Origin of the sequence: Halomonas sp. TG39a (assembly GCF_000744395.1) — a bacterium.
GTDB classification, from domain to species: domain Bacteria; phylum Pseudomonadota; class Gammaproteobacteria; order Pseudomonadales; family Halomonadaceae; genus Vreelandella; species Vreelandella ventosae_B.
Window position 1 is genome coordinate 2,756,708 of the sequence record NZ_JQLV01000001.1, and the last position, 13,901, is coordinate 2,770,608.

Here is a 13,901-nt window from a genome sequence, read left to right on the forward strand (position 1 = left end):
GCGGTACTGGCTGAGGTACTATGAGAAATCCAGGCTAAGGGATGAGCTTCCTTCTTCTCCGCCTCGATGACCGAGAAACGCAATAATTATTATTAATAATGCAAATATGGCTAAAACAAGGGTTAGACCCAATTTGACTGATAGATTACTAAGTAAACGATTCATGTGCGGAATGCCTCCAGGCCAGATCCATTAGCTTTTGGCAATTTATATAATCTAGCTAGAGCACTTCCAGCGGCTTTAGATTAACTTAAATCGACCATTATTTTTTAAGAGATACTGCTATCGGCCTGAAAGACATATACTTTAGTCTAATTTGAGAATTATTTTCACTAATGAGAATAGAAACTATTTGCGAGCGGGAGTAAATGGCGGAAGCATTGAACATCGGCAGATATAGCAACGAGATCATGCAAAATATATCGGTAAAAAGAATATCTTAGCCGTGGCTTGATCAAGCCCACGGCTAAGATGCAGAGAATCTTCTCAGGATTATTTATCGGGGTGTACGCGAATCCGATAAAGCACGCAGTAGACCACCGGCAACACGACCAGGGTTAACAGCGTGGCCACACCCAAACCACCAATCAGCGCTACCGCCATGCTGGCGAAGAAGGCGTCGCCAATCAGCGGAATCATTCCCAGCATGGTGGTCAACGCGGCCATCGACACCGGTCTCACTCTGCTGACCGCTGCCCGCACTACCGCATGGTAGCGATCCTGATGCAGCGGCAATTGCACGTTGATCTCTTCCACCAGCACGATAGCATTTTTGATCACCATGCCGATCAAGCTAAGTGTGCCCAGCAACGCCATAAACGAGAAAGGCATACCGGTGAGCAACAACGCGCCGACTACGCCAATAATGGTTAATGGCACCAGCGACCAAATAGCCAGCGGCTGACGGAAGTTATTGAACAGCACCACAGTGAGAATAAACATCATCACTATCCCCAGCGGCAGCGAAGCAAACAGCCCACTTTGCGCTTCACCAGCGGTCTCGTACTCACCGCCCCATTCCAGCCGATAACCCGAGGGCAGATCTAACGCTTCCACCCTTGGGCGAATCTCGGCCAATACGCTGGCGGCGGTCACCCCGCTTAACGGATCAGGCTCGCCGTATACCGCCAGCATGCGTTCGCGATTGCGGCGCATAATCAGCGGATCCGCCACCTGTGTGGTGATATCGCTGATGACTTGATCGGCGGTAATGTAGCGGCTTTGCTCTGCGCTCCATACGTTAAGTGAGCCAAGGTTATCCACATCGTGGCGCTGCTCAGGAATTGCCCGCGCCACTATCGGAATCAGATCGCTGCCGTCGCGGTAAACACCCACCTGACTGCCACTGGTACTCAGCGCAAGGGTGCTGGCCAGGTCTTCACGGGAGACACCCAGCCTACGCGCGGTATCCTCAAGAAAGACAGGCTCAATCGCCTGCACGCGGTTACGCCAACTGGTGCGCACGCTGGTCATATTCGGCGTATCGCGGAACATGGCCTCCACCTGGTCGCCCAACTGGCGTAGCACCACCGGGTCGCTGCCGTAGAAGCGTGCCTCTAGTTTGGCTTTCGGTGCGGGGCCCACTTCCAACGGAGCGATTTTATAGTCAATATCGCTATGGTCGCGCTCAAGCACTTTCTCAACGTCGGCCATGCGGTCATGCTGGGTCGCTTTATCATCAGTTTCGACTATCAACTGCGCATAGCTTGCGTAGCGGTCTTCCGGCGAATAGGTGAGGGTAAAGCGCTGTGCCCCGCCGCCCACGGTGGTGGTCAGGTGGCGAACCCCCGGCATCTCCATCACGCTCTCTTCCAACTCGCTAACGCGGCGCTGGGTTTCGAGAATATCGCTACCTTCCGGTGTGCGGTAATCGACAAAAAAGATCGGTGTATTCGAGGCCGGGAAAAAGGCATTTTTAACCGAACCAAAGCCGACCACCGCACCCGCCAACACCGCTACCATCAGCGCCAAGGTTAGCCAGCGCCAACGAATACCGGCGATAATGACGCGGCCTACGAAACGGTAAACCACGCCTTTGTAGGGATCCTCCTGACCATCGCCGGGGGCAACGTTGCGGAAAAACAGCTTGAAGTAGAAGGGTGTTAACGTCAGCGCCGTAATCCAGCTCAGCAGCAGAGAGTAGAGCAGCACGAAAAATAGCGAGCCGATGAACTCACCGGTGGTGTCGGGCGATAAACCGATGGGCGCAAAGGCGGCAATCGCGATTAGCGTGGCCGCCAGCAAGGGCCAGGCGTTTTGGCGAATCACTTGGTGTGCCGAATCACGAATAGTGCTGCCGCGCTTTAACCCCACCAGCATACCTTCGGTGACCACAATGGCGTTATCCACCAGCATCCCGAGGGCGATAATCAGCGCCCCCAGCGAGATCTTTTCCAGCTGTAACCCGTGAAAGCGCATCAACATAAAGGTGCCGATAATGGTGATCAGTAGGATAAAGCCCATTAACAGCCCACTGCGCCATCCCATAAACAGCATCAGCACCACGATGACGATGGCCACCGCCTGGATCAAGCTGACCAGGAAACCGGATACCGCGTCATCGACCACCTGGGGTTGGTTGTAAACGACGTTTAGCTCCATGCCCAGTGGTGTGCGGTTTTGCAGTTCATCCAAACGCTGCTCTAGCCGTTCGCCCACCTCGACCACATTTACACCACTTTCAAAAGAGACACCCAGCGAGATCGCCGGTCGACCCATATCGCGGTAAAGCTGCTGGGGCTGCTCCGCCAGCTCACGGCTCACATCGGCAATATCGCTCAGCCGTACCAACTCGCCATCGCCCTCGCTGACAATCAGGGCGCGCAGATCTTCAATATTCGCTGCACTGCCCGTGGGCGTGATGCGAAAACGACGGCCATCCTGTTTAAGGTGCCCTGAGTCCGCCACTGCATTTTGAGTCTCAAGCAGTTGCTGTAGGCGAGAAAGCGGAATATTGAGCGCACGCAGGCGTTCGCGATCAACTTCGATATAGATGCGCTCTTCGTGCTCCCCGCTCAGCGATACCTTCGCGACCCCATTAACCAGGGCAAGTTCGCGCTTGAGAAAGTCAGCGTGGTCAGCCAGATCCGGCATGCTATAACCATCGCCGGTCAGGTTGACCATAAAGCCAAATACATCGCCAAAGTCGTCGTTAACGCGGGATTGACTCGCCCCTGGTGGTAGCGAGGCCTGGGCATCCTGCACTTTACGGCGCAGCGAATCCCACAGTTGCTGCAATTCTTCGTTTTGTACCGTGCTTTCAAGTTCGACGGTAATCTGCGAGAGGCCATCAGAGCTTACCGAACTAATACGCTTGATTGATGACATCGCCTGGATCGACTCTTCCAGCGTCGAGGTGACTTCCTGCTCGACTTCTTCAGGCGTTGCGCCGGGGTACTGTGTAGTGATAATGGCATTGCGAATGGTAAATTCGGGGAACTCCAGCTGGCCCATGCCTAAAAACGATAGCGCGCCGCCCGCTAGCAGCACCACGGTCATTAAATAGCTGGCGGCGCGGTGGCGTAAGAAGTAGTCGACCATATTAAAGCCCCTGCTCTTTTTCCCACGGCGTCACCTTGGTGTCCGCGGTTAAACGGTGAGCACCCGCCGCCACAATACGGTTCCCCGCTGATAAATTACCCGTAACTTCAAGCCCCTGAGAGGTTAAGGTGCCTACCTCAACCGGCACCGCCTCTACGCTTTGGGGTTCAATAAAGCGCCAGACTTGGGCCTGTTCGGGGTTGTCACCCGAATAGCTTACGGCGTCCGGAGGAAGGCGCCATAGCGGGACAGCTTGATCGGTTTGCAGCGCGCTTAAATCCAAGCGTACATTGGCGCTCATGCCATCTAGCAGAGTGATATCGTCCGGCTGGGGCAGCGTGAGCGTGACTTCGTAAGCCAAGCTCTGCGCACTTGCCTGGGTGGTGTAGGAAGACAACTGGGCGAGGTAAGGCTTGTCGCTATTACCAAAGCGCACTTCGAACGCCAACGCATCCCCGAAGGGCGCTCCATTGCTGCGTGGCATGCGCTGCACGATCTGCTCGGGAAGATGAAATACCACGTCTAGCTGCCCTGGCTGCTGGATCACCGCAACCGTTTCCTGCACCTGAACAATCTGGCGGTTATCCACCGGGACTTGGGCAATCACGCCATCGTAAGGGGCGCGCAGTTGGGTATGCTCTACCTGTTCTTGGGCCTGCTCAAAAGTGGCCCGGGCGGCCCGCCACTCACTCTCCGACTCATCAAACTGGGATTGACTCACCGCCCCGCGTTGCAGGGTATAGCGCATGCGTTCCAGCGTTGCCTCAGCTAGCTCCAAGCGCGAGCGAGCGCTATCGAGCTCGCTCTGGACATTGCGATCATCAATGCGTGCGATCACTTCGCCTTCGCTCACTCGCTGGCCAGGACTCACATTGAGCTCTAGCAGCTCCCCGGCCATACGAAATGACAAATTGCTGCGCGTAGAGGCTTCCACCCGCGCCGGAAACTGCCGCAAGGCGGCGGCATTGGCTGACTGCAAGGTGATCAACTTTACTGGCCGAGTTGCATCAGTTGACTGCGCCTGGGGTTGCTCGCAGCCCGTTAGCACGAGCAGGGCCAGTATGACGGGCAATGAACGTAGAAGAGTAACGGCCACGAGAGGCTCCTTGATGGCGGTCAGTGAGGATTTTTAAACCTGCATTCAGAACACGAGTTGAATAATATAGTCACTTCACTGACATTCATGAATGTCAGTGAAGTGTATAATAATCACCAACTGGCGACTTTGCTATCCATCACTGCCAAAATACCGCTTATTTTAATAATAGGAGCCGCTATGTCCCGTCGTAAGGCCGACGCCGAACGTACCCGAGAAATCATTCTGGACGCGGCAGAGACCACCTTTTTAGCCCAAGGCGTTTCGCGTACCACCTTGGCGCACATCGCCCAGGCAGCAGGCGTGACACGTGGGGCCATTTATTGGCACTTTGAAGACAAAGCTGCATTGTTCGATGCACTCTTGGAACGCGTGCGTGTCCCTCTGGATGAAATTGTCGATGAGGTGGTGGAACGCCTAGGCTCAGCACCGGCAGACTGCTTACGCGAGATTGCTCTACGCTCGCTGGCAGCCATTTCCCACGACCTGCCACTGCAGAGGGCAGCCACCATCGTGCTGCACCGCTGCGAGAAACTGGAAGAGGAGCACCCACGGATTTGCATGATCACTCGACTCTCTGAGAACGCCGAGGCACGAGTAGAGCAATTGTTTGAACAGGCCCAACAAGAAGGCAATCTACGCGCCGACCTTACCCCGGCCAGCGCTCGACGCCAATTTCACGGCTTTTTGATTGGCGTCTGTTTCGACTGGCTGCAGGATCCTCAGCAGCATTCTCTTGCGGATGAGAGTAGCGGCATCGTGGAAACGTTAATGCGTGGTTTATTGGTGGAAAACACGCTGTGAAACGTTGAGTATGACTTGGCACGCGGGTTGCTTATATCAACAGGAGAATATTACCTGGAGCTTGCCATGCACCACTCTGACTATCCCTTAAGTGAAGTCCCTACCAGCGCCCGCAAGGGCCTGCTTTCTACCTCGGCAGTACTGCTTGGGTTTACGTTTTTCACCGCCACCATGTGGGCGGGCGGCACGCTGGGTCAGGCCTTCTCGATTGGCCAACTGCTGTGGATCATACTGATTGGCAACCTGCTACTGGGGGCTTACGCGGCAGCACTTGCTTATATCGCTTGTAAAAGCGGACTCAATTCAGTGCTGATGGGGCGCTTTTGCTTCGGCGAAAAAGGCAGCAAGCTCTCCGATTTTATTCTCGGCTTTACCCAAATCGGCTGGTACGCCTGGGGCACGGCGACTATCGCCCTGGTATTGGTACGCACCACCGGGATGCCTGAATGGCTGGAAATCCCCTTAATGGTGCTGTTTGGCTTTGGTTTCTGCATCACCGCCATGATCGGCTACAAGGGAATGGACTGGCTTTCACGCTTTGCCGTCCCCGCCATGATGCTGTTTATCCTGATCAGCCTTTTCACCGGGCTGGTGGATGCGCGCGGCTTTGCGGGGTTGAGCCAGCAAACGCCCACGGAGAGCATGAGCGTGGCAGCGGCGATTACCGTCATTATCGGCACCTTTATCAGCGGCGGCACCCAAGCGACTAACTGGAGTCGCTTCGCCCAGTCACCCAAAATTGCTGTGATCGCCACGATGGCGGCCTTCTTTGTGGGTAACGGCTTAATGGTGCTTACCGGTGCCCTGGGCACCATGATCTACCAGCAGGCGGATATTGTTGATGTATTGATCGCACAGGGCTTTGTCACCATCGCCGTGCTGATGCTGTTTCTAAACATCTGGACCACCCAGGACAACACCATTTACAACTTCGCCGTGGCGGGCTGCAATTTGCTACGTACCGAAAAACGCCGTTTAGTCACGGTAGGTGGTGCGGCGATAGGTACCGTACTGGCGGTCGGTGGCATGTATAACTTACTGATTCCCTTTCTGGTGCTGCTGGGCACCTTTATACCCCCCATGGGCGGGGTGATCATGGCAGACTTTTGGCTTAAGCATAAAGGCCGTTATCCCGCGCTAGCGACCGCCCAGCTACCAGACTTCAACCGCCGAGGCTTAGCTGCCTATGCGCTGGGCGCCGGAGCCGCCTATTTTTCACCGTTATTGCCCCCGCTGGTGGGCGTGGCGGTGGCCGCGGGCAGCTACGCCGTGCTGCTGCGCCTAAAGCACGCTACGCTGGGTGATAGCCTCCCATCAACTGCCAAACAATAAGTGAGCCCCTGTTTTATATGAGCATGCAAATTATCAACGCCCGCCTACGCCAACGCCCCGAGCTTTACCGTATTGAGATTGAGAACGGCGAATTTACAGCGATTACCGCCCAGGACGCGCCGCTAACCGCGAGCAATGGCCAGATTGATGCGGGCGCCAAGCTCGTTTGTGCGCCGTTTATTGAGCCCCATATCCATTTGGACGCCGCCCTTACGGCAGGTGAGCCAAGCTGGAACCAGAGTGGCACGCTGTTTGAAGGCATTGAGCGCTGGGGTGAACGCAAGTCCATGCTCACCGAAGCGGATATTCGCGAGCGCACGCTTAAAACCCTAAACCTGCTAATCGGCAACGGCGTTCAGTTTGTGCGCACCCACGCCGATACCAGCGACCCCAGCCTCATCGGCATCAAAACCCTGTGCGCCTTGCGCGATGAATTGAAGGATAAAATAGATATTCAGGTGGTCGCCTTCCCTCAGGATGGCCTGCTCTCCTACCCAGGTGGCGATAAACTACTGGAAGAAGCACTGGAAATCGGCGCCGACGTGGTCGGTGGCATTCCTCACTTTGAATACACCCGCGAGCTGGGCGTGGCCTCCATGAAGCGGGTGATCGAGCTGGCGATCAAGTATGACCGTTTGGTGGACGTACACTGCGATGAAATCGACGATCCCAACTCGCGCTTTCTCGAAGTGTTGGCCTGTGAAGCACTGTTCAACGATCTGGGCAGTCGCGTTACCGCCAGCCACACCACGGCGATGCACTCCTACGACAACGCCTACTGCTCCAAGCTGTTTCTGCTGCTAAAACGCTCGGGTATTAACTTTGTCTCCTGCCCTACCGAAAGCATCCACCTGCAGGGGCGCTTTGACACTTACCCCAAGCGGCGCGGCGTGACGCGTGTTAAGGAGCTAAATGCAGCAGGCATTAACGTCTGCTTTGCCGAGGACTCCATCTTCGATCCCTGGTACTCCTTGGGTAACGGCAAGCTGCTGCGCACGCTGGATTTTGGCCTGCATATCTGCCAAATGATGGGCTACCAAGATTTCAGCCAGGCGCTTTCACTAATTACCGATAACAGCGCCCGCACGCTCAATATTGAAGAGCGTTATGGCATTGAGGTCGGCAAACCCGCCAGCTTCAACCTGTTGGAGGGCGAGGATGATTACAGCGTGCTGCGCAATCAGGGCGAAGTGCTGCTTTCCGTACGCCACGGCGAGATCATCATGCAGCGTGAGCCGAGCAAGATCACTACGCCACAGTGGCTTGGCTAAAGCACTAAAAGCACGTTAGATTAATCATTTAATCGACCAAAGTTACCGACTAAGGAAGGCCACGATGGGCATCGAAACCGTTCGCCAGTTTTTTGCCGAGCATGCACCGGATGTGAAAATTGAGAAGCTTGAAACCAGCACCGCAACGGTGCAATTGGCCGCTGATGCCCATGGCGTAGCACCAGGGCAAATTGCCAAAACCCTGGCATTCAAAGTCGGTGAAAAGCCGCTACTCATTGTGGCCAGCGGCGATGCGCGTATCGACAATCGCAAAATTCGCGATACCTTCGGCGGCAAGGCCAAAATGCTCGACGCCGAGACGGTGATGGAACTCACCAGCCACCCCATCGGCGGCGTTTGTCCCTTTGGCCTCGCCACCGACCTGCCGGTTTACTGCGATGAATCGCTCCACGCCTATGACGAAGTGCTACCCGCCGCAGGCTCACCCACCAGCGCCGTGCGCCTAAGCCCAAAGCGCCTAGCCGAACTGGTCAATGCCGAGTGGGTGGATGTGTGTAAGTTGCCAGAAAATGCCACTTAAGCACGCATCTATAACCTTTTATTATTTAACGTCCAGTAAATAGCCGTAAAAAGCGGTGTTACGCTGCCAGCCCAGTGATTCATAAAGGTGTTGGGCGCGTTCGTTCTCTACCTGCGTCATTAATATCAAACGTGCAACGCCGTGATCATGGGCAAGCTGGGTGGCGGCTTCCATCAATGCCCTTCCGGTGCCTTTATCGCGACACTCCGGCAACACGAAGAGATCGTTTAGCGTCCAGCGCGCATTTAACCCCACCGTGGAAACCCCAGGGTAGAGCTGCACAAACCCAGTGAGCGCACCTTCACTGCTCTCGCTAACCAGAATGAATGAATCCCCTAGCCCCATGCGCTGCTCGAAAAAATCACGCGCCGCCTGAATATCACTCGGTTGCTTATAAAACTGACGATAGCCATCGAGTAAACCACTAAGTGGTTCCAAGTCATTGAGTACTGCCGAACGAACGTTAACCATAAGGACTGCTCCATTTGGGTGGTGATTCAACAAAGCTTGCCGCTATAGTGGTCTATGATAAAGAGCCACTTATCGCCAAATTGAGGGAACCAGTGAAAAGACGTGACGCTGCCAGCGACTGGATTGCGGAGGCGCTAGCGCTAAGGCTAAACCCACATGATGCCACCACGCTGGTTCAGCAGCTTTACTGCTCGCTTAAGGAGTGGATTCAGCACGGTGAGCTGACGGCTGGCGATGCGCTTCCCTCTTCCCGCTACTTGGCTCGCGCTTTGGGTATCAGCCGTAATACGGTGCTGGCCACCATGGATCGGCTACTGGCGGAAGGGTTACTGATTGCCCGCCAGGGAGCAGGACTCTATGTGGCGAACCTCCCCGCGCTGTTAACCCGAGCAGAGCTTCCGCCACCTTTGCCTGTTCGCTACTCAAGCCGGGGTAACAAGCTATTAACACTAAGCGGAACGTTGAGCCACGACCATCGCGCCTTTGCCCCAGGCGTCCCGGCGCTCGACCTGTTTCCCCGCGAGCAGTGGCAGCGCCTTTTACGGCGTCACTATTATCACGCGGAAATGGCATGGATGGATTATCAAACCAGCGGTGGTCTACCTGTACTCAAAGCGGCTCTTTGTGACTATCTAAGACTCTCCCGCGCGGTGCGCTGCCAACCAGAACAGATTGTGATTACCCAAGGCGCCCAGCAGGCGTTTGAACTGATTACTCAACTACTCACCGATCATGGGGATTCGGTTTGGATGGAGGAGCCGGGTTACGGCGGCGCCCAGGCCTGTTTTCTGGCGTCAGGATTAACGGTAACGCCCATCCCCGTCGATAAAGAAGGGTTAAACCCGTCACTTGCCCCTGAGAAGGCGCCAGCACCTCGGCTAATTTACGTGACACCCTCCCACCAATATCCCAGCGGCGTTACCATGCCAGTCCCCAGGCGACTGGCGTTACTTGAGTATGCTTCTTACGCTGGTAGTTGGATCATTGAAGACGATTACGACAGCGAATTTCGTTACGACACGCCACCAACGCCGTCTCTACAGGGTCTTGCCGAACAGGCATCGGTTATTTATGTCGGTACCTTTAGTAAAGTGCTCTATCCCGGCTTACGCTTAGGCTATTTGGTGCTGCCTGATACACTTGCCCACGACTTCAGACGTGCCCATGCCCGACTGCACCGTGAAGGTAACTATCCCGTCCAATCGGCGCTTGCAGAATTTATTACCAGCGGGCATTTTACTCGCCACATCACCCGTATGCGGGCCGCTTATCGCCAGCGCCAAGCCTGCTTACGCACCGCGTTAACACCTGCGGTAGCCAACGGGCTTAAGCTTTCTGACGGCCATGCGGGTATGCATCTTTTAGCTGAACTCGATACTATTGAGGAAGAGGGGATGCTCGTTAAACACGCCAGTGAAGCGGGCATCACGCTTTCTCCACTTTCACGCTATTACCTTTCCGAGAACAAGCGCCCAGGGTTAGTGCTCGGCTATGCGGGCTCAACAGAAACCGAGCTTTTAGCTGCAGGCGAGTGGCTTTGCGATACATGGTTAAGCTTAAGCCACCAACATCTCAGACCACACATTTAGGAGCGCTCAATGCCCGATTTTATTGCCCCCGATAGTCACCCTCGCTGCCAATGGTGTGGCGGCGCGCCTGAGTTTCTTCCCTACCACGATAACGAGTGGGGCTTTCCAGTAGACAATGATCAGCGGCTATTTGAGAAGCTTTGCTTAGAGAGTTTTCAGTCGGGCTTGAGCTGGCGCACTATTCTCAATAAACGCGAGAACTTCCGCACTGCATTTCACCACTTCGATTTTCATCAGGTTGCCCACTTTAGCGAAGATGACGTGCAACGCTTGCTACACGACGCGGGTATTATTCGCCACCGGGGTAAAATCGAAGCCGTCATTAATAATGCCCAGCGGGCGCAAGCAATGGTGGAACAGGAAGGCTCGCTGGCCGCCTTCTTCTGGCGTTACGAGCCAGGCGCCGATTCAATCGCCGCGCCGCAAACCCAGACCACCTCGCCTGAATCCATCGCACTTTCCAAAGAGTTGAAAAAGCGCGGCTGGAAATTCGTTGGCCCAACGACCGCTTTTGCCTTTATGCAGGCAATGGGGCTACTTAATGATCACTCGCTAAGTTGCATCACCCGCGATCGGGTCGAACAGGCAAGACAGCGGTTTCAGCGACCGGTGTAACAAAAAAGGGGTAAGGCACTATACTTCTTGCATGCTTGGCAAAAGACGCCATAGACAGATGACCTACCTGCGTATTATCTGGGCATCTTCCTGTAGTAAGGTATGGTTCTTTAAGCACTTATCAATAAACCGAACAGCAAGGGGACAACACGTTCCCAATGGGGTCAACGTGGTTCAATCGTTCTCTTCACCTACAGAATCCCGCGCCTCACGATGTAAAGCTTGGAGTGTGCATATATTCACCGCCAGCGGTGTGCTGCTCGGTACAATGGCGCTGCTTGCACTGGTCGACAATAATCCTGTCGCCTGCCTCCTATGGCTGGGTGCTGCGATGATGATTGATGGTATCGATGGCACGCTGGCGCGCAAGTATGAAGTAAAAATGATACTGCCCCATTTCGATGGTTCGACCCTTGATATGGTGATTGATTACCTGACCTGGGCCTTTATTCCCGCCCTTTTTATCTACTACTTTATTGAACTACCGCCCTATTTAGCACTGCCATCAGTGTTCATTGTTCTGCTGTCATCAATGTTCTGTTTCTGCAACGTCGATATGAAAAGCCAAGACAACTACTTCGTTGGCTTTCCTGCTGCTTGGAACATCACCGCCGCTTATTTTTATATTCTTGATTTACCGCCTTTTATCACCTTTGCCGCTATCGTCGTTTTAGCCATTCTCACCGTGACTAAAATGAAGTTCCTGCACCCCTTTCGCGTGCGCCTGTTCATGCCACTCAATATCGCAGTCACACTGCTATGGTGCGTGTGTGCTGCATCACTGATACTTTCCAGTCCTGAGCACGCCGCCTGGGCACTATGGGGATGGGGCATTGCCTCTGCTTACTTCGCCGGCATGTGTCTATGGCGTACGGCGCAAGAGTGGTTTGATTGAACCAGCCGAACGGCTGCAGCAAGGAGCATGGAAGATGTCACTGACCCCAAGGCAACAGGAAAAATTCAGAGCACTGGCGGCAGAAATCGAAGGAATCGATGTCGAGGTCTACAAGCGCTTTGAGCGCGGTCCCCTAGAGCCGATCATCGGTCTTGGGCAACGCAATCTGCGCATTGGCTTTTTCGGGCGCGACCCAGGGCGCGATGAGGTACGCCATGGCGAACCCTTTATCGGCGCTGGTGGGCAATTGGTCAGAAAGGCGCTGTATGAGCACCTTTATGATGAGAAAATGCCGGATTTCGTAGCATCAAAAGCCGTAGGCGAGCACTTTTTCTGGATCAATACCGTGCCCTACAAGCCCGTCGGCAACAAGGCGTGGTCGATGAAGGTCAAACGCCACTTCCACGGCCTGGTGAACGAGGTTCTGATCTCCCGCTGGGAAGGACGAACCCTCATTACGTTAGGACGCGAAGCCTTCCTGTGGTTTGGTATCGGCCGCTCAAAAGAGGAACGCGCACGCCTGGAAACCTTCTGGAAGCGCGAGGATCGCTTTGAAAGCAGTATCGAAGTGACGCTGGAGGATGATCGGGGCGAGGCAGAGACCTTTACCCTTTATCCGCTTCCTCACCCCTCTCCGCTCAACCAGAACTGGTATGCTCGTTTCCCAGGTCTATTACAGCAGCGTCTAGAGCAGTTGGATGTGCGTCCAGACAACCTCACGCTATAAAGACGCGCCCACCCTCTTTAAGGCGAACGCTAAGGTTGGACGCTAATCATGCAAGTGTAGAGTGAAGTCCAGAAGCACCTTCTGGCCGCTTGGGCAAAGCGCCCTTTCGACAGCTTGCCGCCAGCCTTGGCTAGGAAATACTTGATAATTAGGCATACCTGCCTGGCTCAAAAGTCGCCAGATATGGGAGAACTTATGCTGCCAAGCCTCGGCAGACATCCTGGCTAAACTGTCGCGTAGATGAAACCTTCTATAGTGAGCCCTAGGTTTGGTATCCAACTGAATGGCCTGCCCGGTCAATAATCCATAGGCAATAAACATCGCGTTAGGCGCCATTAACTGCAGGATATTCGATGCCACTGGGCCGCCCAAAGAATCAAATACCAACTCAGACTCCCGCGCAACATCCGAGATCTTCGACGCATCTCGAATCGACACCGGTTTGATACCGAGCTGTTCCAGGCGGGCAACTCGACTCTCGGAGCGGTATATGCCAGCAACTTCCCTGGCGCCGTGCTGATATGCCCATGCTCCAAGATAATCAGCGCAATTCGACCCAGCTCCACTTAGAAGAACACGCTTCCCCTTTACAGGCCAAGTCTCAAGTATTGTTAGGGCAGCTAAAGGGTTAATGTAGGCACGTGCTGCGACCACATCAGGAATGGCATCTGGGACGGGCACTGCGAGAGCAGGATCACAATCCAAAATGGTCTGCCAAGTGCCATCGCCTCGTAATGGGAGAACTCGCTTTCCGATCAAGTAGGCGTATTTTCGCGGGGCCTCAATGACCCGGCCAACCCCTTCGTACCCAGCGACAGCGGGGAGCTTTATACGATGAGAGTAGGCACCTGTGATGGGAATCAAATCAGACGGATTAACTGGGGCACACAACATCCTCACCCTGAGCTTGCCTTTGGCCCTGCTTGGAACGTCAGTTGTCTCCATGCTCAATTTTTCAAGCGGCTTTCCGAACGATCGATAGGTGAGAGCATGACGACGCATGAGTACCTCGAATGAAGA

Annotated in this window: 12 protein-coding genes; 8 read left to right on the forward strand and 4 right to left on the reverse strand. The window is 54.5% G+C overall.

Annotation, left to right across the window (positions count from 1 at the left end):
- Positions 1–492: 492 nt before the first annotated feature.
- Both U738_RS12315 and U738_RS12320 read right to left on the reverse strand, forming a co-directional pair.
- Positions 493–3,540 carry an efflux RND transporter permease subunit gene (locus tag U738_RS12315; protein WP_035580870.1) on the reverse strand — a complete coding sequence of 1,016 codons (3,048 nt, stop codon included), beginning with the start codon at positions 3,538–3,540 and terminating at the stop codon, positions 493–495.
- Between the two features lies 1 nt (position 3,541).
- Positions 3,542–4,636: an efflux RND transporter periplasmic adaptor subunit gene (locus tag U738_RS12320; protein ID WP_050713050.1), complete on the reverse strand. Its 1,095-nt coding sequence runs from the start codon at positions 4,634–4,636 to the stop codon at positions 3,542–3,544.
- A 180-nt stretch (positions 4,637–4,816) separates the two neighbouring features.
- On the opposite strand from U738_RS12320, the gene U738_RS12325 reads away from it, so the two are divergent.
- The 4 genes from U738_RS12325 (at position 4,817) to U738_RS12340 (ending at position 8,584) form a co-directional block, all read left to right on the forward strand.
- Positions 4,817–5,440 carry a TetR family transcriptional regulator gene (locus U738_RS12325; protein ID WP_035580874.1) on the forward strand — a complete coding sequence of 208 codons (624 nt, stop codon included), beginning with the start codon at positions 4,817–4,819 and terminating at the stop codon, positions 5,438–5,440.
- A gap of 66 nt (positions 5,441–5,506) precedes the next feature.
- Positions 5,507–6,772: a cytosine permease gene (gene codB / locus U738_RS12330; RefSeq protein ID WP_035580877.1), complete on the forward strand. Its 1,266-nt coding sequence runs from the start codon at positions 5,507–5,509 to the stop codon at positions 6,770–6,772.
- Positions 6,773–6,789: 17 nt separating this feature from the next.
- Entirely contained in the window at positions 6,790–8,043 is a 1,254-nt protein-coding gene (codA, locus tag U738_RS12335) for a cytosine deaminase (RefSeq protein WP_035580880.1), read from the forward strand.
- Between the two features lie 64 nt (positions 8,044–8,107).
- On the forward strand, positions 8,108–8,584 hold the full coding sequence (locus U738_RS12340) for a YbaK/EbsC family protein (RefSeq protein ID WP_035580882.1): 477 nt from the start codon (positions 8,108–8,110) through the stop codon (positions 8,582–8,584).
- Positions 8,585–8,605: 21 nt separating this feature from the next.
- On the opposite strand, the gene U738_RS12345 is transcribed toward U738_RS12340, so the two are convergent.
- Complete coding sequence (locus tag U738_RS12345; RefSeq protein WP_035580883.1) at positions 8,606–9,055, reverse strand: GNAT family N-acetyltransferase; 450 nt, start codon at positions 9,053–9,055, stop codon at positions 8,606–8,608.
- Positions 9,056–9,147: 92 nt separating this feature from the next.
- Between U738_RS12345 and pdxR the strand changes: the two genes are divergently transcribed.
- The 4 genes from pdxR (at position 9,148) to U738_RS12365 (ending at position 12,881) form a co-directional block, all read left to right on the forward strand.
- Positions 9,148–10,644, forward strand: coding sequence for a MocR-like pyridoxine biosynthesis transcription factor PdxR (gene pdxR / locus U738_RS12350; RefSeq protein ID WP_035583525.1), 1,497 nt, complete (start codon positions 9,148–9,150; stop codon positions 10,642–10,644).
- A 9-nt stretch (positions 10,645–10,653) separates the two neighbouring features.
- A complete protein-coding gene (locus tag U738_RS12355; RefSeq protein WP_035580885.1) occupies positions 10,654–11,259 on the forward strand; it encodes a DNA-3-methyladenine glycosylase I in 606 nt (201 codons plus the stop codon).
- A 169-nt stretch (positions 11,260–11,428) separates the two neighbouring features.
- Positions 11,429–12,154 carry a phosphatidylcholine synthase gene (pcsA, locus tag U738_RS12360; RefSeq protein ID WP_369333473.1) on the forward strand — a complete coding sequence of 242 codons (726 nt, stop codon included), beginning with the start codon at positions 11,429–11,431 and terminating at the stop codon, positions 12,152–12,154.
- A 34-nt stretch (positions 12,155–12,188) separates the two neighbouring features.
- Complete coding sequence (locus U738_RS12365; protein ID WP_035580890.1) at positions 12,189–12,881, forward strand: uracil-DNA glycosylase family protein; 693 nt, start codon at positions 12,189–12,191, stop codon at positions 12,879–12,881.
- 42 nt (positions 12,882–12,923) lie between these two features.
- On the opposite strand, the gene U738_RS12370 is transcribed toward U738_RS12365, so the two are convergent.
- Entirely contained in the window at positions 12,924–13,883 is a 960-nt protein-coding gene (locus U738_RS12370; protein WP_035580893.1) for a zinc-dependent alcohol dehydrogenase family protein, read from the reverse strand.
- Positions 13,884–13,901 lie beyond the last annotated feature (18 nt).

Coding starts and splice junctions, on each gene's coding strand:
- U738_RS12315 (WP_035580870.1), bottom strand. CDS start 3,540: ATGGTCGACTACTTCTTACGCCACCGCGCCGCCAGCTATTTAATGACC.
- U738_RS12325 (WP_035580874.1), top strand. CDS start 4,817: ATGTCCCGTCGTAAGGCCGACGCCGAACGTACCCGAGAAATCATTCTG.
- codB (WP_035580877.1), top strand. CDS start 5,507: ATGCACCACTCTGACTATCCCTTAAGTGAAGTCCCTACCAGCGCCCGC.
- codA (WP_035580880.1), top strand. CDS start 6,790: ATGAGCATGCAAATTATCAACGCCCGCCTACGCCAACGCCCCGAGCTT.
- U738_RS12340 (WP_035580882.1), top strand. CDS start 8,108: ATGGGCATCGAAACCGTTCGCCAGTTTTTTGCCGAGCATGCACCGGAT.
- U738_RS12345 (WP_035580883.1), bottom strand. CDS start 9,055: ATGGTTAACGTTCGTTCGGCAGTACTCAATGACTTGGAACCACTTAGT.
- U738_RS12355 (WP_035580885.1), top strand. CDS start 10,654: ATGCCCGATTTTATTGCCCCCGATAGTCACCCTCGCTGCCAATGGTGT.
- U738_RS12365 (WP_035580890.1), top strand. CDS start 12,189: ATGTCACTGACCCCAAGGCAACAGGAAAAATTCAGAGCACTGGCGGCA.
- U738_RS12370 (WP_035580893.1), bottom strand. CDS start 13,883: ATGCGTCGTCATGCTCTCACCTATCGATCGTTCGGAAAGCCGCTTGAA.